Annotated in this window: 17 protein-coding genes; 8 read left to right on the top strand and 9 right to left on the bottom strand. The window is 72.9% G+C overall.

Features of this window, described 5'->3' with window-relative positions; translation table 11 throughout:
- Positions 1-30: 30 nt before the first annotated feature.
- The gene (locus ACTJIY_RS07495) at positions 31-570 is read right to left on the bottom strand and encodes a potassium channel family protein (protein ID WP_253055021.1); all 540 of its coding nucleotides are present in this window, start codon (positions 568-570) and stop codon (positions 31-33) included.
- A gap of 76 nt (positions 571-646) precedes the next feature.
- Here ACTJIY_RS07495 and ACTJIY_RS07490 point away from each other — a divergent pair, with 76 nt between their 5' ends.
- The 3 genes from ACTJIY_RS07490 to ACTJIY_RS07480 all read left to right on the top strand — a co-directional run bounded on the left by ACTJIY_RS07490 (position 647) and on the right by ACTJIY_RS07480 (position 4,052).
- Entirely contained in the window at positions 647-2,107 is a 1,461-nt protein-coding gene (locus tag ACTJIY_RS07490) for a DNA repair protein RadA (RefSeq protein ID WP_440674712.1), read from the top strand.
- A 123-nt stretch (positions 2,108-2,230) separates the two neighbouring features.
- Positions 2,231-3,286 carry a DNA integrity scanning diadenylate cyclase DisA gene (gene disA, locus ACTJIY_RS07485; protein WP_155098121.1) on the top strand — a complete coding sequence of 352 codons (1,056 nt, stop codon included), beginning with the start codon at positions 2,231-2,233 and terminating at the stop codon, positions 3,284-3,286.
- Positions 3,287-3,329: 43 nt separating this feature from the next.
- The gene (locus tag ACTJIY_RS07480) at positions 3,330-4,052 is read left to right on the top strand and encodes a class I SAM-dependent methyltransferase (protein WP_440674711.1); all 723 of its coding nucleotides are present in this window, start codon (positions 3,330-3,332) and stop codon (positions 4,050-4,052) included.
- An 871-nt stretch (positions 4,053-4,923) separates the two neighbouring features.
- On the opposite strand, the gene ACTJIY_RS07475 is transcribed toward ACTJIY_RS07480, so the two are convergent.
- Together ACTJIY_RS07475 and ACTJIY_RS07470 are read right to left on the bottom strand one after the other, a co-directional pair.
- Positions 4,924-9,576 carry a galactose-binding domain-containing protein gene (locus ACTJIY_RS07475; RefSeq protein ID WP_440674031.1) on the bottom strand — a complete coding sequence of 1,551 codons (4,653 nt, stop codon included), beginning with the start codon at positions 9,574-9,576 and terminating at the stop codon, positions 4,924-4,926.
- A gap of 535 nt (positions 9,577-10,111) precedes the next feature.
- The gene (locus ACTJIY_RS07470) at positions 10,112-10,897 is read right to left on the bottom strand and encodes a hypothetical protein (RefSeq protein WP_440674030.1); all 786 of its coding nucleotides are present in this window, start codon (positions 10,895-10,897) and stop codon (positions 10,112-10,114) included.
- Between the two features lie 198 nt (positions 10,898-11,095).
- Between ACTJIY_RS07470 and ACTJIY_RS07465 the strand changes: the two genes are divergently transcribed.
- A complete protein-coding gene (locus ACTJIY_RS07465) occupies positions 11,096-12,043 on the top strand; it encodes an A/G-specific adenine glycosylase (protein ID WP_253055015.1) in 948 nt (315 codons plus the stop codon).
- Positions 12,044-12,067: 24 nt separating this feature from the next.
- Here the strand turns inward: ACTJIY_RS07465 and ACTJIY_RS07460 are convergent, their stop codons facing one another.
- From ACTJIY_RS07460 to ACTJIY_RS07445, 4 genes are all read right to left on the bottom strand, one after another.
- Entirely contained in the window at positions 12,068-14,056 is a 1,989-nt protein-coding gene (locus tag ACTJIY_RS07460) for a glycoside hydrolase family 127 protein (RefSeq protein WP_440674029.1), read from the bottom strand.
- A gap of 119 nt (positions 14,057-14,175) precedes the next feature.
- On the bottom strand, positions 14,176-15,069 hold the full coding sequence (locus ACTJIY_RS07455) for a carbohydrate ABC transporter permease (RefSeq protein WP_439158664.1): 894 nt from the start codon (positions 15,067-15,069) through the stop codon (positions 14,176-14,178).
- A gap of 1 nt (position 15,070) precedes the next feature.
- Complete coding sequence (locus ACTJIY_RS07450) at positions 15,071-16,084, bottom strand: carbohydrate ABC transporter permease (protein ID WP_253055012.1); 1,014 nt, start codon at positions 16,082-16,084, stop codon at positions 15,071-15,073.
- 120 nt (positions 16,085-16,204) lie between these two features.
- Positions 16,205-17,521: an ABC transporter substrate-binding protein gene (locus ACTJIY_RS07445; RefSeq protein ID WP_087471202.1), complete on the bottom strand. Its 1,317-nt coding sequence runs from the start codon at positions 17,519-17,521 to the stop codon at positions 16,205-16,207.
- 324 nt (positions 17,522-17,845) lie between these two features.
- On the opposite strand from ACTJIY_RS07445, the gene ACTJIY_RS07440 reads away from it, so the two are divergent.
- A complete protein-coding gene (locus ACTJIY_RS07440) occupies positions 17,846-18,877 on the top strand; it encodes a LacI family DNA-binding transcriptional regulator (protein ID WP_440674028.1) in 1,032 nt (343 codons plus the stop codon).
- Here the strand turns inward: ACTJIY_RS07440 and ACTJIY_RS07435 are convergent.
- Both ACTJIY_RS07435 and ACTJIY_RS07430 read right to left on the bottom strand, forming a co-directional pair.
- Complete coding sequence (locus tag ACTJIY_RS07435) at positions 18,870-19,466, bottom strand: amino-acid N-acetyltransferase (protein WP_440674027.1); 597 nt, start codon at positions 19,464-19,466, stop codon at positions 18,870-18,872. The two genes, ACTJIY_RS07440 and ACTJIY_RS07435, sit on opposite strands and share 8 nt — an antisense overlap.
- 68 nt (positions 19,467-19,534) lie before the next feature.
- Positions 19,535-20,485, bottom strand: coding sequence for a sugar-binding transcriptional regulator (locus ACTJIY_RS07430; protein ID WP_253055009.1), 951 nt, complete (start codon positions 20,483-20,485; stop codon positions 19,535-19,537).
- A gap of 229 nt (positions 20,486-20,714) precedes the next feature.
- Between ACTJIY_RS07430 and ACTJIY_RS07425 the strand changes: the two genes are divergently transcribed.
- The 3 genes from ACTJIY_RS07425 (at position 20,715) to glpK (ending at position 25,059) form a co-directional block, all read left to right on the top strand.
- A complete protein-coding gene (locus ACTJIY_RS07425) occupies positions 20,715-22,463 on the top strand; it encodes a glycerol-3-phosphate dehydrogenase/oxidase (protein WP_353707717.1) in 1,749 nt (582 codons plus the stop codon).
- 179 nt (positions 22,464-22,642) lie between these two features.
- A complete protein-coding gene (locus ACTJIY_RS07420; protein ID WP_440674026.1) occupies positions 22,643-23,404 on the top strand; it encodes an MIP/aquaporin family protein in 762 nt (253 codons plus the stop codon).
- Positions 23,405-23,541: 137 nt separating this feature from the next.
- Entirely contained in the window at positions 23,542-25,059 is a 1,518-nt protein-coding gene (gene glpK / locus ACTJIY_RS07415; protein WP_440674025.1) for a glycerol kinase GlpK, read from the top strand.
- Positions 25,060-25,109 lie beyond the last annotated feature (50 nt).

Genomic DNA, 25,109 nt, shown 5'->3' with positions numbered 1-25,109 from the left:
CGGCAGCGCCCGCCGCGCGGCGGAAGAAACTCAGCCGGGCCGGTTTTCGGTGCGCGGCCCGTGCTCGTGCTCGTGCCGGTGCTCCGCCCGGGCGCGGGCGCGCGACGTGGCGATCGAGACGAGCACACCGACCACGACGAGGTCGAGCACGATCTGGACCATCGCCACGATCTTCGCCGCCTCGCCGACCGGGTGGACGTCGCCGTACCCGACGGTCCCGAGCGTCACCACGGCGAAGTACAGCGCGTCGGTGCGGTTCTCGATGCCGACGAACTGGTCGGCCATGAGGTAGTAGGCGAGGGCGAAGAACGTGACCACCGGCAGGAGCAGCCCCATGACCGACTGGACCCGGACGCTCGGCGTCCCCCACGCGCGGAGCTGGCGGCGCACCTGGACCACCAGGAGCGCGCACAACAGCACCAGCCCGACGGCGAACACCACGAGCTGGACGACCTCGGGAGCCTCGTCGGTCGGCAGCGGCACCCCGTAGTAGACGGTGAGGCACGCCGTGGTGGACGCGACCGTGAGGATGAGCGTCCACCACGGGCTGTCGTGCGGGAGCCTGCGCATGCGCCCAGCATCCCGCGCGGAGGCGTTCCCGTCGCGGCGTCGCGCCGGTGTCGGCGGCCGTGGCTAGGTTGGGCCCGTGACGTCGTCGACCACCGCGGCCCGCTCCGCGGCCGCCAAGCGCTCCCGCCCCGCCTACCGCTGCTCCGAGTGCGGCTGGACCACGGCCAAGTGGGTGGGCCGCTGCGGGGAGTGCCAGGAGTGGGGCACGGTGACCGAGGACGCCCCCGCGGCCTCCGGGCCGCGCACCACCCCGGTCTCGCCGACCCGCTCCCCCGCGCGGCCGATCGGGGAGATCAGCGTCGAGGCGGCGCGCGCCACGCCCACGGGCGTCTCGGAGTTCGACCGCGTGCTCGGCGGCGGCATCGTGCCGGGCGCGGTCGTGCTGCTCGCCGGGGAGCCGGGAGTGGGCAAGTCCACGCTCCTGCTCGCCGTCGCGAGCAACGTCGCCGTCGGCGGGTCGGACCTGCCCACGGTGCGCCCGGTCGGCGAGCGCGCCACCGCCGCCGCGCGCCCGACGCCGACGCCGCGACGCGTCCTCTACATCACGGGCGAGGAGTCCGCCGGGCAGGTGCGGCTGCGCGCGGAGCGCGTGGGCGCCCTCGCGCCGGGCCTCCTCCTCGCGTCGGAGACCGACCTGGCGACCGTCCTCGGTCACATCGAGGCGACCGAGCCCGACCTGCTCGTCGTGGACTCCGTGCAGACCATCGCGTCCGCCCAGGTCGAGGGCGCGCCCGGCGGCGTGAGCCAGGTCCGCGAGGTCGCGGCCTCGCTCATCGCCGCGGCGAAGGCCCGCGACCTCCCGGTGATCCTCGTCGGGCACGTCACCAAGGACGGCTCGGTCGCCGGGCCGCGCACGCTCGAGCACCTGGTCGACGTCGTGTGCCAGTTCGAGGGCGACCGGCACTCGCGCCTGCGGCTCGTCCGGGCCGTCAAGAACCGCTACGGCCCGACGGACGAGGTCGGCTGCTTCGACCTCACCGAGAACGGCATCGTCGGTCTCGCCGACCCGAGCGGGCTGTTCCTCTCGCACACCGGAGCCGGGTCCCCCGGCACGTGCGTCACCGTGACGCTGGAGGGTCGGCGCCCGCTCGCGCTCGAGATCCAGTCGCTCGTCGTGCCGAGCTCCCTGACCAACCCGCGCCGCACCACGAGCGGCGTGGACTCCAGCCGCCTCGCGATGATCCTCGCCGTCATGCACCGCCACGCGGGCGTGCGGCTCGTCGACCAGGACGTCTACGCGTCGACCGTGGGCGGCGCCAAGGTGACCGAGCCCGCCGCCGACCTCACGATCGCCCTCGCCGTGCTCTCCGCGCGCGAGGACGAGGCGCTGCCCCAGGGCACCGTCGCGTTCGGGGAGGTCGGCCTCGCGGGCGACATCCGTCCCGTCACGGGCCTCGACCGACGCCTGGCGGAGGCCGCGCGCCTCGGCTTCACGCGCGCCGTCGTGCCGCGGGGGTCGTTCCCGCGCCCCGTGGAGGGCATGACGATCCTCCCCGCGCGCCACCTCGGCGAGGCGGTCGAGCTCGCGCGCACGTGACCCCCGTGGACCCGAGACCGGATCGTGACCTCTTTGTGGCGCGAGGCCGCGGGTCCCCGCGGCCGGCAGAGCCGTACAGCGTAGGATTCCTTCGTGGCCAATCCCCCCGCGCACCCCGACGAGATGCTCCGGGAGACCCTTGCCGCCGTGGCACCCGGGACCGAGCTCCGTGACGGTCTCGAACGCATCCTCCGCGGCCGGACGGGCGCGCTCATCGTGCTGGGCCTGGACAAGGTCGTCGAGGAGATGTGCTCGGGCGGTTTCCAGCTCGACGTCGGCTTCTCGGCGACGCGCCTGCGCGAGCTGTCGAAGATGGACGGCGCGGTCGTGCTCGACCGCGACGCCAACCGCATCCTGCGCGCCGCCGTGCAGCTCCTGCCCGACCCGACGATCGAGACGACCGAGTCGGGGACGCGGCACCGCACCGCCGAGCGCGTCGCCAAGCAGAGCGGCTTCCCGGTCATCTCGGTGAGCCAGTCGATGCGGATCGTCGCCCTGTACGTCGGCGGCCAGCGCCACGTCCTGGAGGACTCCGACACGATCCTGTCGCGCGCCAACCAGGCCCTCGCGACGCTCGAGCGGTACCGCGCGCGCCTCGACGAGGTGTCCGGCACGCTCTCCGCGCTCGAGATCGAGGACCTCGTCACCGTCCGCGACGTGTGCGCGGTCGTGCAGCGCCTCGAGATGGTCGCCCGCATCTCCGAGGAGATCGCCGGGTACGTCATCGAGCTCGGCACCGACGGTCGCCTCCTCGCGCTCCAGCTCGACGAGCTCATCGGCGGCATCGGGTCCGACCGCGAGTTCGTCATCCGCGACTACGTCGACCTCGGCCGCAAGGACCGCTCGCTCGCGGACGTGCAGAAGGCCCTGGGCGGCCTCGACTCCACGCAGCTGCTCGACCTCGGCCAGATCGGCCGCGTGCTCGACCTGCCGGGCGGCGGCGACGCGCTCGACGCCGCGGTCGCGCCGCACGGGTACCGCCTGCTGTCCAAGGTGCCGCGCCTGCCGGCCACGATCATCGACCGCCTCGTGGCCCACTTCGGCGGGCTGCAGAAGCTCCTCGCCGCGAGCATCGACGACCTCATGACCGTCGACGGGGTCGGCGAGCAGCGCGCCCGCGCCGTGCGCGAGGGTCTGTCGCGGCTCGCGGAGTCGAGCATCCTCGAGCGCTACGTCTGACCCACCTGACCGTCCGACCGACGAGCCCGCACGGAGGGGGACCGTGGACCACGTCGACGAGTGGTCGGCACTGGCCGACGCCTGGGCGCGCTGGTGGGCGCCCGCCGCGGCCCCGGCCCAGCAGGCGATCCTCGACGCCGCGGGCGTCGGGCCCGGCTCGCGCGTGCTCGACGTCGGGTGCGGCACCGGCGAGCTCGTCGCCCTGGCCCTCGCCCGCGGCGCGGACGCGGCCGGCTGCGACGCCGCGGCCGGGATGATCGACGTCGCGCGCCGGCGCAGCCCCGGCGCCGACCTGCGCGTCGCCCAGGCCGAGCACCTCCCCTGGCCCGACGACGCGTTCGACCTCGTCACGCTCGTCAACGCCCTCGCGTTCACCGACGTCGCCAGGACGCTGAGCGAGTGCCGGCGCGTCGGCGACCTGGTCGCCGTCGCGACCTGGGCCGAGGACGACCGCAACGACCTCACGGTCCTCGAGCGGGCCGTCGCCGGCGAGGACCACGAGCCGAGCGACGAGAGCCGCGAGGAGGGCCACCTCGGCGCGCTCCTGGCCGAGCACGGCTTCACCGTCCTCGCCGAGGGCGTGGCAGACGCGCCGATGGTGCTCGCGGACGCGGACGAGGTCGTCGCCGCGATCATGTTCGGCGAGTCGGACGACCTGCGCGCCGAGCTCCGCCCCGACGTCCTCGCCGCCGCCCGCCCCTTCCGCCGCCCCGACAGCACCTATCTCCTGCAGAACGCCTTCCGCTGGGCCCTGGCCCGCTGCTGACCCACCCGGCCCCAGTCGAGGAGAACCCCGGCCGGCCGAGATACCAGGCCGCGCGAGGCAGAACCGTGGTCGTGCGAGGTAGACCTCTGGTCCCGCGAGGTAGAGCCCCGGTCCCGCGAGATAGAGCCCCGGTCCCGCGAGATAGACCATGGTCCCGCCCGACGGAGGTGCGTCGCCCACTTCGAGGCTCGCCGCACGAGGTGGTCGCGCAAGCGACCAGTCGCCCATCACGTTCAGGTCACCCGCCGCGGCGGGATCGGACCCGACGGCGTCCGGTCGCCCACCGCGGTCGGGGCGCCCGCCGCGGCTGGAGCGGGCCGACGGCGTCCGGTCGCCCACCGCGGTCGGGCCGCCCACGGCGGTGGATTGCCTGCTGCGGCGAGTCGCCTGTCCGCCGGTGCTGGACCGCTCCGACGGTACTCGCCGAGCCGGCGGTCGGCGCCCGTCGGGCGCTCAGAAGCGCTCGCCGCAGCGTCTGCGCTATCAGGCAGCGCTACGGCTGGACCGCGACGGCACGAGCGCGGGACGGCGCGGAGCGGGACGGCGCGGTGGGGTGGGGTGCAGCGCAGACGAACCTGACACCGCGGGCGGTCGTCTGAGGTGAGCGACGACCAGGGTGAGACGACGCCGGGCGGGGTGGGTGGTGGTGCCGCGTCGTGGTCGGGCCTGGCGGGAGCCGCGAGGAACGAGCGGCGGATGGTAGACGCGGCACCACCACCCACCCCGCCACCCAAGGTGACCAGACCGCCGTCGGACAAGCCGACCAGGGCTCTCCCTCGCGGGGGCGGGGTTCTCCCTCGCGCAGACGGGTCTCGCCCCGGTCCGTGGGGACGGACCGGGGCGAGACGTGGTGCGACGCGCAGGGTGCGGGTCAGCCGCAGGTGGCGGCGTCGTACTGCGCGGTGACCGTCGTCGACCTCCCCTCGGCGTCGGTGGTCACGACCGTGGCCGCGCCGGCCTCGACCGACGTCGTGCGCGACGCGAACGACTGGTAGGCGTTCTTGCCGGGCTCGACGCCGTTGAACGTCTTGGTGCCGAACGGGGTGTCGAGACGGACCGTGAGCGGCACGTCGTCGTCGTTGAGCGCCCGGACCGCGACGTAGACCTTGCCGGCGAGGCAGCGGGTCTCGGCGGTGACGGTGACCGCCGGGCCGGCCGGGACGCCGTCGCCCACGGTGAGCGTGAGCGTCGTCGTGGTGGTGCCAGCGGTGCTCACGTAGTCCGGGAGGACGAGGTCGCCCTGGATCACGTACACGCCCGGCGTCTGGACGACCGACTCGTCGTAGTCCCACTCGACGCCGATCGCCTGGTTGTCGCGCGAGCCGTCGTTGTAGGACACGAGGACCTTCGTGGGCAGCCACGGCTGCTCGCCGACGGCGACGCTCTGCTCGAACTGCTCGGCGCCCTGGATCGAGATGCCGCCCTGGGAGTTCTCCGGCCGCACGTAGACCTGGGCCTCGGCGATCAGGCCGTAGGTCGTGTTCGTGCCGTAGACGGTGAACGGCTCGACGTTGGTCTCCGCCACCATGGCCGGCGTGATCGGCTGCCAGGTGAAGTCGACCGCGCCGCGGCGGCCGCTCGAGTAGACGACGTCGAGCGAGGCGGGGAGCGTCGGGACCTCGCCCGTGACGGTCCGGACGATCACCGGGTTCGCCACGGAGTCCACGGTGTCGCCGTTGACGCGCCACCGCAGGATGCCGGTGCCGGCGCCGCCGGTCTGCACGCCGGTGATGCGGACGCGCAGGTAGCTGGCCTCGACGGGCTCGAACTCCAGGTGGTTGTACGTGTTGCGCTGGAGCGCGCCCGCGTACGTCGAGCCGTCGGTCAGGGTCACGGGCGTCCAGTCGGTGCCGTTCTGCGAGTGCTCGACGGTGTAGGTGTCCGCGCGCGGCATGCGCGTCCCGCCGTTGTCGTCGTACCAGTAGATGTCCGTCGAGGCGACGAGCACCGGCGACTGCCACGCATAGCGGATCCACGCGGCGGTCTGCGCGCTCGTCCCGTTCGCGGGCTGGCCCCACGTGCCCCAGCCGTTGCCCGCACCCGGGTTCGAGCTGCCGGGCGTCGAGGACTCGTTGACGCGCAGCGGGTTCTCCCACGACGCCGACCCGCTCGTCGTGATCGTCGCGAGCGCGCCGAACTCGGCGGAGGTCGCCTTCTCGGTGAGCTCGACCTGGACGTCGCGCTCGGTCGTGAGCTCGCCGTCGGACGCGGTGAGGCGGAACGTGTACTCCCCCGCGACCGTGCCCGTCACCGTCGTGGTCAGGGCGTCGGCGTCGCCGAAGATGACGCTCGCGCCGTCGGGGGCGGCGACGGTCGTCCACCCGGAGGTGAGCGTGCCGTCGTCGGGGATGCCGTCGTCGGTCACGGTGCCGACGAGCGTCGTGGACAGGTTGCCGTCCTTGGAGCGGTCGACGTTCACCGTGACGGTCGGGGCGTCGTTGACGACCTCGGGCACCTCGCGGCCGGAGTCGAAGACCTGGATCTCCGAGATCGCCGTCCAGTGGCTCGGCGTGTTCGTGAACGCGACGCGGACCTTGTCGGTCGTCACGGCCTCGAAGAGCGCCTCGTTGAACTTGGGGCCGGGGATCTTCGGCGCCTTGAACGCGTCCGGCACCGAGGTCCAGCCGCCCGAGCCGTCGGGCACCTGGATCGAGTACCGGACCGGCTCGCGGTACCCGCCCGCCTGCCGGTCGCTGACGAACCAGACCTTGACGTTGTCGAACGTCGTGGGCTCGCCGAGGTCGAGCTCGACGTACCCCGTGTCGCCCTCGGTCCCGTAGTTGCCCCAGTACGGCTCGTTGACGGTCGTGCCGTCGGTGACCGCAGCGAGGGACACGGGACGCTCGGTCTCCGTGATGGCGCCCGGGGTGTAGTTCATCGACCCCGTGCTCCAGCCCGGCGTGTGGAACTGACGCCACGGCGTCGGGCGCGCACCCTGCTGGGTGGCCGACGACGAGAGCTCCGCCCCGCGCGCGAGGTTGACCGCCTCCTCGGTGAGGTCGATGCCCGCGGTCTTGAGGTAGGACACGACGCGCTCGTCCTCGATCGGGGTGTCGACCGCGGTCGGCAGGTCGGCGCCCTGGTCGTCGACGACCTCGACGGCCAGTCCCTCGTCGGACTCGACGACCTCGTTGGCCGCCGGGTCGTAGACGAACCGGCCGAGCGCGTCGGCCGCGGCCTTGCGCTCGCCGTCGACGAACAGGCTGTAGCCCTCGCCGAGGCCGTAGTGCGAGCCGTCCTCGTCCCAGACGATCGTGACGTCCTTGCCGTGGTACCGCAGGTTGTTGACCATGAAGTGGTCGTACCCGAGGTCGATCGGCCAGAGCTCGATCTTGTCGTCGGACCGCGGCTGGATGCCGCCCATGTCCTCGACGTAGATGTAGTTCATGTTGCCGAGCATCACGTGGTTCGGGTTGTTGCGGTTGAACGTCTGCGTGCTCGCGTTCCAGCTCGAGTAGTACTCGGCCTGGTTCGGGACCAGCGCGTTGCCGTTCGGGTAGATGCTCCACGCCATCCAGTCGAGGAGCTTCGCGGCGTACTCGGGCGTGACGTACGTGTGGTCGGGGTCGTAGTGCCGCAGCGCGGACCGCACGCCGCGGTACTGGACCGTGAAGTTGATGTTGGAGAAGTTGTTCGAGCCCCCGATGCCGTACTTCGCCCGGTCGTACTGGTTGGCCGTGTAGAACGGGAAGATCGGGAAGTTGTCGCCGTACCGCAGGAAGCGGAAGCCGTCGACGTACTTCTCGGCGTCCTCGACCGGGATGAGGTTCTCCGCGTAGACGTCGTAGAGGTTCGACTCCTTCGCCGGGATGAGGTCGCGCTCGGCCTCGCTGAGCGGGTTCTGGTTCCCGCCCGACGTCGCGCCGTGCGACGTGCCCGCGAGGAACATGCGCGTCTCCTCGCTCCACAGCCGGCCGAGGATCGCGTCCCGGATCTCGTCGGCCGTGTCACCCATCTCGGCGACCTTCGCCGGGTCGGCGCCCGCCATCGCGTAGAGCTGGCGCGCGGCGTCGAACGCGCCCCACACGTACGCGGACTCCGGTCGCTCGATCGTCCGCGCTCCCGGCGCCCCGGCGTTCACCTTGGGGTAGCCGAAGCTGATCGCGTCGGAGTCGTTGCCGGGCATGTAGTTGGTGTCGTAGGCAATGAGCTTGTCGTCGTTGCCGTCGTAGTGCTCGAGCTGACCGACGCCGTCGCCCTCGAAGTACGTCGCGAAGCGCTCGGCGACCGCCGGACCGCCGCCGTGCACGTTGTAGGCCTCGAGGCCCGCGGTGCCGAGGTACTGCGAGTAGTGGTTGTTCCAGCTCGTGTGGCCCGGGCTGTCGAGGAACGCCGACGACCCGGACAGCTCACCGATGTTGAGGATCTGGCCGTACCCGAGGTACGGGTTGCGGATCCACTTGGTGTCCTGCAGGTGCATGGGCTGCGTGAGCGCCACCGAGTTCTGGTAGAGGTTCACGCCCTCGATCGTCGTCGGGTACTGGTACACGTAGCCCGGCTCGTTCGCGTCCAGGCTGTTGTACCGCTCGCCCCACCAGCGGTAGACGATCGCCTTCTCGATCGCCTCGTCCGGGACGTCGATGTACGGGATGTCCTGCGCCCACTGCCGGTTGAACTCCGTCACGCCGGTGCGGAACGCCTCCGCGGGCGACAGCGCGGCGTACTCGTGGAAGCTCTCGACCGACTCGGGGAGCGTGTCGCTGGACAGCACGCCGAGGACGGACAGGTCGACCGAACCGCCCGCCGGGACGGTCACCTCGCGGTCGAGGTTGGTGCCCACGCGCTCGAACCCGGGCGCCTTGAGGCCGACCGTGACCTCGGACCACGGGGTGTCGACGAGACCGTTGTTCGCGCCGCTCGTCAGGGTCCGCGTCCCGGTGAGCTCGTCGGCCGCGTCCGTCGACGTGGTCGCCAGCGGCGACGCCGCGCGGACCGTGAACGTCACGTCGCTCGCGCCGGGGTTGGTGAACGTGATCGCCGAGAGCGCCACGTTGTCGTACGTGATGAGCTTCTTGAGGTCGGCGGTGACGCCCGTCGTCCCGACCGTGTACCGCGCCTTCGCGTGGCTCGGCGCGTTGAAGCGCTGCGCCCCGACCTCGGTGATCGTCTGCCCCGGGACCGTGACGGTGTAGAGGTTGCCGAGGTTGTTGGGTCCGCCCGCGAACGCGGAGCCCGCGAAGCCCATGACCGCCCAGTTGCTGTTGCCCCGCAGGTACAGCGAGCGGCCGCGCGTCTGCAGCACGGTGTTGCCCGACGTCCCGCTGACCCCGAGCACGCGGTCCAGGTAGTAGTCCGTGCCGCCCGCCGCGCGGTCCTTCTCGAAGATCGACCCGTGCATCGAGCCCGCGGTCCACGGGACCCCGGGCTCCAGCGCCGCGGCGACCTGGTCCAGGTTCGAGTAGACCGGGTCACCGATGTCCATCGAGTCGGTCGTGCCGTCGGTGTACACACCGACGTCGCTCTCGTTGCCCGGCACCACGTCGGCCTGCGCCCCCGGTGCCAGCGCGACGCCGGTCACGGCCATCGCACCTGTCATCGCCGAGGCGACGACCCTTCTCCACGCTCTCCCCGACATCACCAAGTCCTCTCCATCGGGAACCGGAAAACAGGTTTCGGGACGACGACGGGCCTCGCCTCGCACGGGCGGACTGCCTCGTCCGCCCGCCCCGCTGCGGGGCGCGGGACCCTGATCGTCGTGCCGCCTCGCGCCGCGCCGTGGAGCGCTCGCGCCCGGGGCCGGGGCCCCGGGCACCTCCGCGGTGAGGTCGCCAGACGCGAGCCAGTCAACCAGCCACGAAGGGCCGCCCGCAATGGTTTTCGGTCTCGACTTTGCCTCGTCCGCTGGAGCACCACGGAACGGTGCGGCGCCCGATGATCGTTGGTACGACGCCATCAGCGCCCCGTGCGACGCAATCTCACAGCCAGGAGGAGCGGGCAACCCGGGGCGCTACCGAAAGGTGGTGTCCATCGATTTCACGCGCCCGAGCGTGCACGGCAGCAGGATGTGTCCCGCCACGGCGGCCAGGGTTCGCCGCCGGGGACCGCCCCGCACCCGCCCGTCAGGCGCCGTCGCCGGGCGGGATGGTCCCGTCCGCCGGCGCGGTGGCCCCGTCCGCGGGCGGCGTCGCACCGTCCGCCGGCGGCGCGGTCCCGTCCTCCGGGGCGGTCGTGTCCGCGGGGTCCGGGGACGGCGGGGGCGGCTCGAGCAGCGTGAACGTCACGGGCTCGCTCGTCGCGCCGTCGACGCCCGCGATGCTCAGGACCGCGGTGTACGTGCCCGGCCCGACCTCCGGCTGGTCGGGCGCGCACCCCTCGGCCGAGCGGTGCCGGTCCCAGCGCACGAGCTTCGACGGGTCCTCGTCCCCGGTGCTCATGAGCAGCAGCCGCTCCGTCGTGCCGCAGTCGGCCGACGACCAGACGAGCTCGTCGCCGGAGTAGATCTGCACCTGACGTCCGGCGTCGGAGCCGTCGACGAGGCAGGGGCGGCCGCCGGACTGCCGGAGCGTCACGGTGAGCTGGACCGCGCGTCCGGGCTCGTACTCCGCCGCGCTCGCCGTCAGCCCGAGCTCGAGAGATGCCGCCGTGCAGTCCTGCGGCGGTCCGGCCGCCTCCGGGGTCGGCGGCGCGGACTTGCCCTCCTGCGCGGGCTCGTCGCCGGCGAGCAGCGGCTGCACCGCCCGCACGACGACCTGCCCGAGCAGGACGAGTCCCACCACGAGGCCGACGAGCAGCGCGAGCGCGACGACGCGGCGTCGGAGCAGCGCCCCGCGCGTGGGCCGGTCGCCCGGCCCGCTGCGGGGGCTGGCGCCCGGCCTCGGGGCGCGGTCGGTCCGCGGCGTGCTCACGGGTCCTCCGTCGTGCAGGTGCTGGTCGCGACCACGGTAGCGGCGACCGGTGCCCCGCCCGGTGCTGCCGCGCCGACGACCGCCCAGGTCGGGGCAGAATGGGTCCCTCCGCCGACCCGTCGGCGCCCGACTCGGCCACGACCGCCGGCCCGCCGGCGGCACGGGGCCGACCGACGACCGAGAGGGACGACCGCCGTCATGACCGCCCCGGCCGCGCGCCCGGCCCGACCGCCCGTCGCCGCCGCCGTCACCACCGCTGCCGCGGGACCGCACCCGCACGCCGACCTGCACGACGCCGTCGGGCGCTGGTTCGGCGAGACGGCGCGCGACCTGCCGTGGCGCGCCGCGGACCGCACCGCGTGGGGCGTCCTCGTGAGCGAGGTCATGCTCCAGCAGACGCCGGTGGTCCGGGTCGAGCCCGCGTGGCGCGCGTGGATGGATCGCTGGCCGACGCCCGCGGACCTCGCGGCGGCGTCGACGGCGGACGTGCTGCGCGCCTGGGGCCGCCTCGGCTACCCCCGCCGCGCGCTGCGCCTGCAGGAGTGCGCCCGGGCGGTCGTCGAGCGGCACGGCGGCGAGGTCCCGCACGGCGAGGACGCCCTGCGCGCGCTGCCGGGCGTCGGCGAGTACACCGCCGCGGCGGTGACCGCGTTCGCGCACGGCCGACGCGCCGTCGTGGTCGACACGAACGTGCGCCGCGTCCTGGCGCGGGCCGTCGGCGGGGACGCCCTGCCCGCGCCGTCGTACACGGCCGCCGAGCGCGCGAGGGCGGCCGCCCTCGCCCCGGCCGACGACGCGGACGCGGTGCTCTGGGCCGCCGCCTCGATGGAGCTCGGCGCGCTCGTGTGCACGGCCCGGACGCCGCGCTGCGGCGTCTGCCCCGTCCGCGACGCGTGCGCGTGGCGCCTCGCCGGGCGCCCGGGCGACGAGCACGCGGGACGACGGCGCACGCAGGCCTGGGCGGGCACCGACCGGCAGGTGCGGGGTCGGGTCATGGCCGTGCTGCGCGACGCGCCGGGACCGGTGCCGCGCGGCGTCGTGACCGAGGTGTGGCACGACGCCGCGCAGCTCGACCGCTGCGTCGCGAGCCTCGTCGAGGACGGGCTCGTCGAGCAGGTCGACGACCTCTACCGGCTCCCCGCCTGACCCGCCACGGGCCTCGGCGCCGGGTCAGAGGGTCGGCAGCCAGACCCGCATCGTCGACGGGCCGCGCTCGGCCCAGTCGTGGTACGGCACGAGCCGGACGTCGACGGGGACCTCCGCCGACGTCGCGACCGGCTCCTCGCCCGGGCGGTCGGCGCCCGTCCGCCCGGGCGCCCCGCCGCGGAGCGGGGTGTAGGGCCACGGAGCCGTCGCCGGGTCCACGAGCAGCCCGCGCACGACGACGCGCCCGTCCTCCTCGCGCGGGGGCACGGCCACGTCGACGCGCAGGTCGGCGACGTCGCGCCCGCCCGGCAGGTCGACGGACTCCACGCACAGGACCTCGGGGCCGCGCTGGACGGCGACGCACCCGCGCACGGCGTCCACGCGCTCGTCGGGCACGAGGAACCGCGGCGCGACGTCGAGCTCGAGCGTGACGACGCTGCCCGCGCGCAGGTCGGGCACCGCGACGGTCCCCGCGGGCACCTGGCGGGCCGGGCCGTCGTCGACCACGAGCCGCCCCGACCCGGACCACGCGGGCACGCGCAGGGTGAGCGCCCAGCGCTCGGGCGCCTCCACGACGCGCACGCGCACGTGCCCGTCCGCGGGGTAGCCGGTCTGGACGTCGAGCGCGACCGGCTCGCCCGACGGCAGCGTCGCGCGGACCTCGCTCGGCGCGTACTGGTGGAGCTGCACGCCGCCGTCGTCGACCGTCGCGAGATACCCCGCGAGGCTGGCGAACGTGCGCGCGACGTTCGGCGGGCAGCACGACACCTCGAACCACGGCGCGCGCAGCGACGACTCGGCGCGCTTGCTCACCTGGTCCGGGGCCGCCGGCTCGCCGGGGACGCGCTGGTGCAGCGTGTTCGCGTAGTAGAACGCGCGGCCGTCGTGCGCGGGCGACGTCGCGACGACGTTGAAGAGCGTGCGCTCGACCACGTCGGCGTAGCGCGGGTCGCCCTGCGCGAGCAGGAGCCGCCACGCGACCATGACCGAGCCGATCGACGCGCACGTCTCGGAGTACGCGCGGTCGGGCGGGAGGACGAAGTCGTCGCCGAACGCCTCGTCCTGGTGGTGCGACCCCTGCCCGCCCGTGACGTAGGTGCGGGCGGCCTGCGTGCGCTCCCACTGCCGGGCGACCGCGGCCACGAGCGCGTCGTCGCCCGTCTCGACGGCGACGTCGATCGCGCCCGCGGCGAGGTAGTTGGCGCGCACGGCGTGACCGCGGAAGACCGTGGCCTCGCGCACCGGGACGTCGTCCTGGTAGTACGAGCGGCCCCACTCGATGTCCGCGAGGGTGCCCTGACCACGGCGCTCGACGAACAGCGCCGCCTGCCGCACGTACCGCGGCTCGTCGAGCGCGCGGCCGAGCTCCGCGAGCGCCACCTCGATCTCGGCGTGCCCGCACACGCCCTGGATGCCGTCGGGCCCGAACGCCTCGCACACGTGGTCCGCGGACCGGCGCGCGACCTCGACCAGCAGGTCCTCGGGGTGGCCGGTGCGGGCGCGCGCGACGGCGGCCTGCATGAGGTGCCCTTGGACGTACAGCTCGTGGCCCCACTCGAGGTCCGTGTACCGGGCGTCCTGGCCAGGGCTGCCGAACCGCGTGCAGAGGTAGCCGTCCGGCGCCTGCGCCGCCGCGACGCGCCGCACGATCGCGGCGAAGCGGCGCTCGAGGTCGTCGTCGGGTCGGCGGCCGAGCTCCCACGCCATCGCCTCGAGCAGCTTGTACACCTCGGAGTCGCTGAACTCCCGGCCGCGGCGGGTCGTCGCGACGTCGCCGCGCGCGACGGCGTCGAAGTTCGACAGCCAGCCCTCGGCCTCGAGCCAGTGCTCGATGTGCGCGAGGGTCGCGGTGCGGTTCACCTCCTGGCGCTCGGCCCAGAACCCGCCCGTGATGCGCACCTGCGCCAGGCCGAGCGGCTGCAGCCGCCCGGTCGCGGGGACGACCGGCCGTCCGCCGTCCGTGGGGCGGGCACCGGTCCCCGTCGTCCGGGGCACGGTCGGGGTCGTGGTCATGGCAGCACCTCCGGAGGCGACGGCGTCGCCTCGTGGTTCGTCGGGTCGTCGTGGTGGGACGACGCCGGGCGTCGTGGGGTCGGTCGGTCGGACGGGGGTCGGGTCGGGGGCGTGGGTCGTCATCCCTTCAGCGCCCCGGACATGAAGCCGCGCACGTAGTGGCGCTGCAGGAGCAGGAACAGGACGACGCACGGGGCCGCGAGGACGACGACGCCCGCCTGGGTCGCGCCGTAGTCGACGATGCCCATGACCTGCTGGCGCATGTTCGCCACCGCGAGCGGCAGCGGCGCCTTCGTCGAGTCGGTGATGAGGATCAGGGGTGCCACGAAGTCGTTCCAGGCGGCGAGGAAGGCGAACAGCCCGACGGTGATGAGCCCCGGCTTCACCGCCGGCAGCAGGACCCGCCACAGGGCGCCGAACGACGAGCACCCGTCGACCATCGCGGCCTCGTCCAGCTCGCGCGGCACCGACTCGAACGCGATGCGCATCATGAACGTCGCGAACGGGAGCTGGAACATGGTGAGGACCAGCGCGAGGCCGAGCAACGAGTTCTGCAGGCCGATGGTGTTGAGGAGCACGTAGAGCGGGATGAGCAGCGTCGCGTACGGGACCATGAGGATCGCGAGCGTCACGAGGAACAGCACGTCGCGGCCGGGGAACCGGAACCGCGCGAAGGCGAAGCCGCCGAGCAGCGACACCCCGAGCGTGAAGAGCACCGTGAGCCCGGACACGACCACGGAGTTCAGGAGGTACTGCCCGATGCCCGCCTGGTAGTTCGCCAGGGTCACGTAGTTCCCGAAGCCCCAGCCGTCGACCTGGTTGCTGCCGGGCTGCGGCGAGAACGAGGCCACGCCCGCCCAGATCAGCGGGAAGAGGAAGACGATGGCGAGGCCCCCGGTGAGCACCCAGTACGGGGTGCGGGTGAGGACGCCGGCGATGCGGGCGCGCGGGGCCGGCCGGCCGGTGGGAGCGGGTCGCGCCGCGGGTGCGGGAGCGGGTGCGGTGACGGTCATGTCACTTCTCCTCGGGTGCGCGCATGCCACGGACCTGCGCGACGTTGATGAGCACGAGGGCGGCGAGCACGATGATCGACAGCGCGGCGGCCACGCCCAGGTCGTTCTGGCCCTGGAAGGCGATGTTGTAGATGAGCTGGACCACGGTGATCGTGCTGTTGTCCGGGCCGCCCTTGGTGAGGATGTAGAACTGGTCGAACGCGAGCAGCGAGCCGGTGACGCACATGATCGTGCACAGCGCGAGCGACGGGCGCAGCAGCGGGAGCGTCACGCGCCCGAACGTCTGCCAGCGGTTCGCGCCGTCCATGCGCGCGGCCTCGTAGACCTCGTGCGGGATCCCCTGCAGCCCCACCATGAGCAGGAGCATGTAGAACCCGGCGAAGCGCCAGACGATGAGGAAGACCGTCGACCACAGCGCGCCCTCGGGCGAGCCGAGGAACGACACCGGCTCGTCGACGATCCCCAGCCGCTCCAGGAGCGGGGAGATCGGCCCGACCTGCGGCGAGTACAGCGCGTAGAAGAGCAGCGACGCGGACGCCAGGCCCAGCGCGCTCGGCACGAGGATCGAGGTGCGCAGGAAGCTCTTCCACCGGCTCGACTCCTGCACCAGGAGCGCGAAGCCGAGCCCCAGGGCGATGAGGAGCACGGTCGCGATCACCGTGTACTTCAGCGTGAAGACGATCGAGTCCCAGAAGAACCGGTTGTCGACCGCGTCGCGGAAGTTGTCGGGGAAGTTGGGGCCCCGGTTGCCGGCGAGCAGCGGCCAGTCGGACACCGACATCTGGCCGACGAGCAGGACGGGGAGGACGAAGAACACGAGCACGAACACCGCGGTGGGCGCGGCGTAGGCCCACCCGCGGGCGGCCTGCGAGCGCCCCGGCCGACGGCGGCGCCGCCCGGCGCTCGCGGTCAGGGTGCCGCGGGGCGGTCGGTGGTCGCTCGCGGCGGGGCCCGGCGACGCCGCGCCGTGCGGCGCGGGCGAGGGCGGCGTCGAGGACGCGGACTGCACGGACATGAGAGGTCTCCTGGAACAGGGCGAGGGAAGCCGGACCCGGCCCGCCGCCGCACGGGTGGGCGCGGCGGCGGGCGCTGTGGTCACGCGGGGTGGTCGCTCGGGACGATCACGCCGGACCGGTCACTGCGAGAGGACCGCGGTGATCTCCTCGTTGTCCGGCTCGATGCTCGAGGCGTCGCCGAACACCGCGTTGCGCACGAGCGTGAGCCACGGGCTGTTCGGCGCGTTGAACGCCTGCTGGAAGTTGCGGGCGACGGGCGTGCGGCCCTTGCTCGCGATCTCGTTGATCGTCACGACGCGCGGGTCGGCCGACGAGTACTCGTTGTCGACCAGGTCGGCGCGCGAGACGACGTCGCCGTTCTTGGCGAGCACCTCGACCTGGGCGTCCTCGGACATCATCCAGGAGAGGAAGTTCCACGCCTGGTCGGACTGCTCGCTGTCCTTGGAGATGCCGATGCCGTCGCCGCCGACGAAGGTCGACTCGCCGCCGCCCGGACCCGGGATCGGTGCGACGCCGACGTCCACCGTCTCGTCCGCGGTCGACAGGAGCGTCGCCGGGTACGGCATGACGCCGATCTTGCCCTCCTGGAAGGGGGCGACCCACGTCGCGCCGGTCTCGTCCCGCGTGCCGGCGCCCACGGCGTCGGAGTCGACGAGGTCCTTGTACACGGCGTAGACGTCCTGCGCGGTGTCGCTCGCGAGGAGCGACTCGGTGCCGTCCGCGCTGAGCACGTCCTCGTCCGCGGCCCACACCGACGGGAACCACGTGAAGACGAGGCACCCGCCGCAGTTGCCGCCGAAGAAGGTGCCGTCGACGCCGCCGCCGAGCGCGTCGACCGCCTTCGCCTGCTCGGCGAACTCCTCGAGCGACGTCGGCCCGGCCTCCGGGTCGAGGCCGGCCTGCTCGTAGAGGTCCTTGTTGTAGAAGAGGACCGAGATGTCGAGCACGAACGGCAGCACGTACTCCTCGTCCTCGTACGTGCCGGCCTCGAGGTGGCCCTGGTTGATCTGGTCCGCGAAGTCGAGCTGGTCGATGCGGTCCGTGACGTCCTGGTAGAGCCCCTGCTCGACCCAGTTCGGCACGTACACGATGTCGGCCGCGAACAGGTCGGGCAGCCCGCCGCTGCCCGCGGCGGCGCCGACCTTCGCGACGTAGTCGTCGTTGGGGACGATCGTCAGCTCGACCTGGTTCTCGTGACTCGCGTTGTACGCGTCCACGAGCAGCTTCGCCTGCTTCTCGAGCGGCGCGCGCGTCCACAGCGTGAGCGTGCTGCCGTCGTCGACCCCCTCGACGCCGCCCTCTCCCGTCCCGCCCGTCGCGGCGTCGTCGCCGCCCGATCCGGACCCGCCGCACGCGGCGAGCCCGAGCGCGACGAGGCCGGCGAGCGTCGTCGTGGCCACGGACCTCTTCCACGAGGCCCCGCGGTGGTTCTTCATCTCGTGTCTCCTCGTACTCGTCTTCGAGCCGTTGCACCTGTGCCCCGTGCCCGCGCTGTGGGCGAACACGTTTTCGGTCCCCGTGTCGCGCTGCGGCGCGCTCCACGTGGCCGACCCTCCCCTCAGGCGGCTAGTGTTCGATGTCCTGGCGTCATCCGTGAGCCACGTGCTCGCGAGGTCGCCAGCACCGAAACCAACCGAAAAGGTTTTCTGAATGTATGGCAGCGCGGTAGTCTCGTCAAGCAGGGCAGCGGGTTACAGTTCGATCACGGCTCGATCGTCGAGGGCGCAGCGCAGCGCACCGGCAGGAGGGGGAACGGCCTCATGACGACCCAGAGCGGGAGCGCCACGCCGCGCGCGGCGACCCTCACCGACGTCGCGCGCCTCGCGGGCGTGTCCATCGCGACCGCGTCCAAGGCGATCAACGGGCGCGACCAGGTCAAGGCGGAGACGCGCCTGCGCGTCCTGGAGGCCGCCGAGCGGCTGTCCTTCGCCCCCAACGCGCTCGCGCGCGGGTTGCTCAAGGGCCGCACCGGCACGGTCGGGCTGCTCACGAGCGACCTCGAGGGACGCTTCTCGATCCCGGTCCTCATGGGCGCCGAGGACGCGTTCGGCGCGGGCCGCGTGTCGGTCTTCCTGTGCGACGCGCGCGGCGACGCCATCCGCGAGCAGCACCACGTGCGCGCCCTGCTCTCGCGGCGCGTCGACGGGCTCATCGTCGTCGGCTCGCGCACCGACCCGCGGCCGCCGCTGAGCGCGGACATCCCGGTCCCGGTCGTCTACGCCTACGCGCCGTCCGAGGACCCGTCCGACGTCTCGATCACGGCGGACAACGTCGGGGCCGGGCGCCTCGCCGTCGAGCACCTGCTCTCGTGCGGGCGCCGGCGCGTCGCGCACGTCTCGGGCGACCCCGGCTACAAGGCAGCACAGGACCGCGCGGCAGGCGCCGAGGCCGCGGTCGCCGCCGCCGGCCTGGAGCTGGTCGGCGGCCAGACCCTCTTCGGCTCGTGGAGCGAGGGCTGGGGACGCGGCGCCGCGCGCATGATCGTCGAGCAGCACGGCGACGTCGACGCCTTCTTCTGCGGCTCGGACCAGATCGCGCGCGGCGTGCTCGACGCGCTGCGCGAGCTCGGTCGCGACGTGCCCGGCGAGGTGTCGGTCATCGGCTTCGACAACTGGGAGGTGCTGACGACCAACGCGCGCCCGCAGCTCACGAGCGTCGACATGAACCTCGAGCGGCTCGGGCGCGTCGCGGCGCAGCGCCTCTTCGCCGCGATCGACGGGACCGTGCGCCCGGGGGTCGAGGAGCTCCCGTGCCGCGTGGTGACCCGCGCGTCGACCGTGCCGATCAGCTGAGCGTCGCGTCCGCGGTGCCGCCGCCGTCGAGGTCGTCGAGGTCGAGCAGCATGCGCGTGTTGCCGAGCGTGTTGGGCTTCACGCGCGCGAGGTCGAGGAACTCCGCGACGCCGTCGTCGTGCGAGCGCAGGAGCTCGGCGTACACCTCGTGCGAGACGGGGGTCCCCTCGATCACGCGGAAGCCGTGCGCCCGGAAGAAGTCGACCTCGAACGTCAGGCAGAACACCCGACGGAGCCCGAGCGCGCGGGCCCGCGCCAGCAGCTCGACGACGAGCGCGTGCCCCACGCGGTGCCCGCGCCACGCGGGGTCGACGGCGAGGGTGCGGATCTCGGCGAGGTCGTCCCACATGACGTGCAGCGCGCCGCACCCGACGACGCGCGGCGCGTCCTCGTCGTCGGCCTCGCCGACGGCGCTCGCCGCGGCCGGGTCCGCCTCGGCGACGACGAACTCCTGGACCGCCTCGTAGTACCCGACCAGCTCCTTGGCCAGGAGGATCCGGTCCTCCGCGTAGGGCTGCACGAGCGCGCGGACCGCGCGCACGTCCGCGGGCAGGGCGGGACGGACGCGGACGGCGGAGGTCGTGGGCACCGCGTCACTGTACGCGGATCGCGGGCTCGATGCATAGTCATGCACTGCGCCGCATACCTCCGTGGGGTTCAGGCGCCCCCGACGAGCCGCGCCGCCGTGATCTCGTCGACGACGAGGTCGGTGACGACCCCCGCGCGCAGCGCGGCGCGCAGCGGCGCCACCTTGTTGTCCCCCGCGACCGCGCACACGCGCCGCGGCACGCGCCGCAGCTCCTCCGGCGCGGGGCCGGTCGCACGACCGTTGAGGGCGATGTCGCGGTAGGTGCCGTCCGCGCGCAGGAACACCGTGCACACGTCGCCGACCACGCCCTCGGCGTCCAGGACCGCGATGTCGTCCGGCTCGAGGTAGCCCGCCGAGTACACGTGCGACGGCACGCCGCCCGCCACGGCCCCGACGGAGAAGAGCGCGATGTCCGCACGGTGCTGCACGTCCAGCACGCGTCGCACCGACCGCTCGCGCCACATCGCCCGCTTGGTCTCGGCGTAGTCGAAGAACGCCGGCACTGGGAAATGGTGCACGTGCGCGTCGAAGGCCGCGCCGAAGCCCGCGATGAGGTCGCCCGCGTAGTGCACGCCCGACGTGCGCGTGTTCGCGGCCCCGTTGAGCTGGACGACGGCGCTCCCCCGTGTCGGCTTGCGCGGCAGGTGCCGGGAGATGGCCGAGAGCGTGGTCCCCCACGCGATGCCGAGGATCATGTCGGAGTCGAACCACGTCGACAGCAGGCGCGCGGTCGTCAGCGCGACCTGCTCCAGCCGCTCGACCTGCGGCGCCTGGTCCGGCACCGGGACGACGTACGCGTCGATGCCCCACGTGCTCGAGAGGTGCTGGCCCAGCCCGGGCCCGCGGCTCCGCGCCGGCCGCAGCGAGATCTCGACCAGCCCCGTGTCCCGGGCCCGCTTCACGAGCCGCGACACGGTGGACCGCGACGTGTGCAGGTGCTTGGCGATGGCCTCCATCTTCATGTCCTGCAGGTAGTACATCGAGGCCGCCCGCAGGACGTCCTGCTCCCGGTCCACCATGCCCGTCTCCCTTCGCTCGACCTCCATTCTGCACGTTTGTGCACCACGGTTGCGCGTCCGTTCGACGCGTGGTGACCTGGAGAGCGTGCCAGCGCGCCGGGACCCGGCGCGCGCACGGCGGCTACCGCTCGCGCACCCTGGTCGGGCGTGGGACCGTCGCTGTGAGCGCACCGTGGGCGCATCGTCCCGCGGCGTGCCCGCAGCACCGAGGGACGAGAGAGGAAGACGGATGGCATCCACGAGACTCACCGCGGAGTCGCGCCGGCAGGCGCTCGCCGTGCTCGAGGCCAGCACGACCCCCGACGCGGAGCTCGACGTCCTCGTGATCGGCGGCGGCGTCACCGGCGCGGGGATCGCGCTCGACGCCGTGACGCGCGGGCTGTCGACGGCGATCGTCGAGGCGCAGGACTGGGCGGCCGGGACCTCGAGCCGGTCGAGCAAGCTCGTCCACGGCGGCCTGCGCTACCTGCAGATGCTCGACTTCCACCTCGTCAAGGAGGCGCTGACCGAGCGCGACCTCCTGCTCAAGGACATCGCCCCGCACCTCGTGCGGCCGGTCCCGTTCCTCTACCCGCTCGAGCACCGCGTGTGGGAGCGCGCCTACGTCGGCGCGGGCATCGCGCTCTACGACACGCTCGCGAGCCTCGCCCCCGGCAGGCGCGCCATGCCGATCCACCGGCACCTGTCGCGCAGCCGCATGGAGAAGAAGTTCCCCGACCTCGCGCACGACGCCGCGATCGGCGCCGTGCAGTACTGGGACGCCTCCGTCGACGACGCACGCCTCGTCACGACGCTCGTGCGCACGGCCGCGTCCTACGGCGCGCACGCCGCCTCGCGCACGCAGGTCGTCTCGCTCACCAAGGGATCGACGGGCGCGGTGAACGGCGCCGTGCTCCAGGACCTCGAGACCGGGACCGAGATCACCGTCCGGGCCCGCGCCGTCATCAACGCGACCGGCGTCTGGACCGAGGACACCGAGGCGCTCGCCGGCAGCGAGGGCGGGCTGCGGGTCCTCGCGTCCAAGGGCGTCCACATCGTCGTCCCGCGCGAGCGGATCAAGGGCCAGGTCGGGCTGATCCTGCAGACCGAGAAGTCGGTCCTGTTCATCATCCCGTGGTCGCGCTACTGGATCATCGGCACCACGGACACCCCGTGGGAGCAGGACTTCCAGCACCCCGTCGCGACGTCGGCCGACATCGACTACGTGCTCGACCACGCGAACGCGGTGCTCGCCCACCCGCTCACGCGCGACGACATCATCGGCACCTACGCCGGGCTCCGCCCGCTCCTGCAGCCGGGCACCAAGGAGGGGACGAGCTCCGCGAAGGTCTCGCGCGAGCACACCGTCGCCTCCCCCACCCCGGGGCTGACCGTCATCGCCGGCGGCAAGCTCACGACCTACCGCGTGATGGCCAAGGACGCCGTCGACTTCGCGATCGGCCAGCGTGCGAGCGCCCTGCCCTCCATCACGCAGAAGATCCCGCTCCTGGGCGCCGTCGGGCTTGACGCCGTCCGACGCCAGGCGCGGCCGTGGGCCTCGCGCTACGGCTGGACGCCCGCGCTCGTCGACCACCTGCTGCACCGGTACGGGTCCAACCTCCGCGAGATCGTCGAGCTGTGCGAGGCCCGGCCTGACCTCGCGAAGCCGCTGGAGCACGCGCCCGCGTACCTGCGGGCCGAGATCGCGTACGGCGTCTCCCACGAGGGCTCGCTGCACCTCGAGGACCTGCTCCTGCACCGCACCCGGCTCAACTACGAGGTCGCCGACCGCGGCCTCGCCGCGCTGCCCGAGATCGCCGACCTCGTCGGCGAGCTGCTCGGGTGGGACGACGCGACCCGCGCCGCCGAGATCGCCAGCTACACCGACCGCGCGAACGCGGAGGCCGCCGCCGAGCAGGAGCCCGACGACGCCTCCGCCGAGCGCACCCGGCTCGAGGTCGACGACGTGTCGCCTCTCCAGCCGCTCCGCACCACCTGACAGCAGAACACCGCTCGCGAGCGCGCCTCGGGCGCCGTCCGGCAGGGGACGGCGCCCGACCAGGCCTCGCACACCGACCTCACGGGGCGCACGCCGACGGCGGACCGACCCGAGGACCCGACGCTCAGGCGCGCCGGGACGGTTGAGACAGAGAAGTCCACCACGAAAGAGAGAGCACGATGGATCAACTCCTCATGAACGCCTTCTGGTCCGAGATCCTCGGCACGGCGACCCTGATCCTCCTCGGAGCGGGCGTCGTCGCGAACGTCGTCCTGCCGAGGACCAAGGGCTTCAACGGCGGCTGGCTCCTCATCAACTTCGGATGGGGCCTCGCGGTCTTCACCGCCGTCTACGTGGCCTACAAGTCGGGTGCGCACCTCAACCCCGCCGTGACCATCGGCCTCTTCACCGCGCAGGAGCCGTTCTACTCCGTAACCGGCCCGGAGGGCCTGGTCACGGCGACGATCGAGCCCACCGTGGGGAACATGTTCATGTACTTCGGGGCGCAGATGATCGGTGCCTTCGTCGGTGCCGTGCTCGCGTTCCTCGCGTACAAGAAGCACTTCGACGAGGACGCCCCCGGGGCGACCAAGCTCGCCGTGTTCTCCACCGGCCCGGAGATCCGGTCCTACGCGTGGAACTTCATCACCGAGGTCATCGCGACCTTCGTGCTCGTGTTCTTCGTCGTGGCGTCCGGCAAGACACCGTCGGGCCTCGGCCCGCTCGCGGTCGCGCTCGTCGTGGTCGCGATCGGCGCCAGCCTCGGTGGTCCCACCGGGTACGCCATCAACCCTGCCCGTGACCTCGGTCCCCGCATCGCGCACGCGCTGCTGCCGATCCGGGGCAAGGGCTCGAGCGACTGGGCCTACTCGTGGGTCCCCGTCGCCGGTCCGCTGGTCGGCGGTGTCCTCGCCGGCCTGCTCGGCGCCGCCTGGATCTGACCGACCCGGACGAGCCGGACCTCTCCCCCGCGTGACCGGGGAGCCGGGGGCCTCCCCGGTCACGCGACCCGCCGCCGTCGGGCGCCGGGCACCCACACCAACCCGAACCCACACCGACGTGAAGGACTGAACGCACCATGGCCGACTACGTTCTCGCCATCGACCAGGGGACCACGAGCTCCCGGGCCATCGTCTTCAACCACTCCGGGGAGATCGTCTCCACCGGGCAGCTCGAGCACGACCAGATCTTCCCGCGCGCCGGGTGGGTGGAGCACAACCCGGAGCAGATCTGGAACAACGTCCGCGAGGCCGTGGGCCTCGCGCTCACCCGCGCCAACGTGACGCACCACGACATCGCGGCGGTCGGCATCACCAACCAGCGCGAGACCGCGGTCGTGTGGGACAGGACCACGGGCAAGCCGGTCTACAACGCAATCGTCTGGCAGGACACAAGGACCCAGAAGATCGTCGACGAGCTGGGCGGCTCCGACGGCCCCGAGAAGTACAAGTCGATCGTCGGCCTCCCGCTCGCGACCTACTTCTCCGGTCCCAAGGTGAAGTGGATCCTCGACAACGTCGAGGGTGCGCGCGAGAAGGCCGAGGCCGGCGACCTGCTGTTCGGCAACACCGACACGTGGACGCTGTGGAACCTCACGGGCGGCGTCAACGGCGGCGTGCACGTCACCGACGTGACCAACGCGTCGCGCACCATGCTCATGGACCTCGACACGCTCTCCTGGCGCGAGGACATCGCCGCGGACATGGGCATCCCGCTGTCCATGCTCCCCGAGATCAAGTCCTCCTCCGAGGTCTACGGGCACGGCCGCCAGCAGGGCCTGCTCCCCGGCGTGCCGATCGCGGGCATCCTCGGCGACCAGCAGGCGGCGACGTTCGGCCAGGCGTGCTTCGAGGTCGGGCAGGCCAAGAACACGTACGGCACCGGCAACTTCATGCTGCTCAACACGGGCACGGAGAAGGTCATGAGCCAGAACGGCCTGCTCACGACCGTCTGCTACAAGATCGGCGACCAGCCCGTCCGCTACGCGCTCGAGGGCTCGATCGCCGTCACGGGCTCGCTCATCCAGTGGCTGCGCGACAACCTCGGCATGTTCGAGGACGCGCCCGACGTCGAGTGGCTCGCGGGCAAGGTCGAGGACAACGGCGGCGCGTACTTCGTGCCCGCGTTCTCCGGTCTCTTCGCCCCGTACTGGCGCTCGGACGCGCGCGGCGCGCTCGTCGGCCTCACGCGGTACGTCAACCGCAACCACATCGCGCGGGCCGCGCTCGAGGCGACCGCCTACCAGACGCGCGAGGTGCTGGACGCGATGAACGCCGACTCCGGCGTCGACCTCACCGAGCTGCGCGTCGACGGCGGCATGGTCGCCAACGAGCTGCTCATGCAGTTCCAGGCCGACCAGCTCGGCGTCGACGTCGTGCGCCCCAAGGTCGCCGAGACCACCGCGCTCGGCGCCGCGTACGCCGCGGGCATCGCCGTCGGGTTCTGGAAGGGCGAGCAGGACGTCATCGACAACTGGGCCGAGGACAAGCGGTGGAGCCCGGCGATGGACGACTCCGAGCGCGAGCGCCTCTACCGGAACTGGAAGAAGGCCGTGACGAAGACGTTCGAGTGGGTGGACGAGGACGTGGAGCAGTAGTCCCCGTCACGACGGAGGTCCCGTCCGGAGGGGGTGGGGTGGTGTCGCCA

Origin of the sequence: Cellulosimicrobium sp. 22598 (assembly GCF_052044445.1) — a bacterium.
Lineage (GTDB): Bacteria > Actinomycetota > Actinomycetes > Actinomycetales > Cellulomonadaceae > Cellulosimicrobium > Cellulosimicrobium cellulans_G.
Note: the sequence above shows the minus strand (reverse complement) of the source record. Positions and strands in the feature narration are given on the sequence as shown.

Excerpts from the sequence above, each read along its gene's own strand:
- ACTJIY_RS07465 (WP_253055015.1), top strand. The coding sequence starts at position 11,096 with ATGACCGCCCCGGCCGCGCGCCCGGCCCGACCGCCCGTCGCCGCCGCC.
- glpK (WP_440674025.1), top strand. The coding sequence starts at position 23,542 with ATGGCCGACTACGTTCTCGCCATCGACCAGGGGACCACGAGCTCCCGG.
- disA (WP_155098121.1), top strand. The coding sequence starts at position 2,231 with ATGCTCCGGGAGACCCTTGCCGCCGTGGCACCCGGGACCGAGCTCCGT.
- ACTJIY_RS07475 (WP_440674031.1), bottom strand. The coding sequence starts at position 9,576 with ATGGCCGTGACCGGCGTCGCGCTGGCACCGGGGGCGCAGGCCGACGTG.
- ACTJIY_RS07425 (WP_353707717.1), top strand. The coding sequence starts at position 20,715 with ATGGCATCCACGAGACTCACCGCGGAGTCGCGCCGGCAGGCGCTCGCC.
- ACTJIY_RS07495 (WP_253055021.1), bottom strand. The coding sequence starts at position 570 with ATGCGCAGGCTCCCGCACGACAGCCCGTGGTGGACGCTCATCCTCACG.
- ACTJIY_RS07460 (WP_440674029.1), bottom strand. The coding sequence starts at position 14,056 with ATGACCACGACCCCGACCGTGCCCCGGACGACGGGGACCGGTGCCCGC.
- ACTJIY_RS07420 (WP_440674026.1), top strand. The coding sequence starts at position 22,643 with ATGGATCAACTCCTCATGAACGCCTTCTGGTCCGAGATCCTCGGCACG.
- ACTJIY_RS07455 (WP_439158664.1), bottom strand. The coding sequence starts at position 15,069 with ATGACCGTCACCGCACCCGCTCCCGCACCCGCGGCGCGACCCGCTCCC.
- ACTJIY_RS07445 (WP_087471202.1), bottom strand. The coding sequence starts at position 17,521 with ATGAAGAACCACCGCGGGGCCTCGTGGAAGAGGTCCGTGGCCACGACG.
- ACTJIY_RS07440 (WP_440674028.1), top strand. The coding sequence starts at position 17,846 with ATGACGACCCAGAGCGGGAGCGCCACGCCGCGCGCGGCGACCCTCACC.
- ACTJIY_RS07430 (WP_253055009.1), bottom strand. The coding sequence starts at position 20,485 with ATGGTGGACCGGGAGCAGGACGTCCTGCGGGCGGCCTCGATGTACTAC.
- ACTJIY_RS07450 (WP_253055012.1), bottom strand. The coding sequence starts at position 16,084 with ATGTCCGTGCAGTCCGCGTCCTCGACGCCGCCCTCGCCCGCGCCGCAC.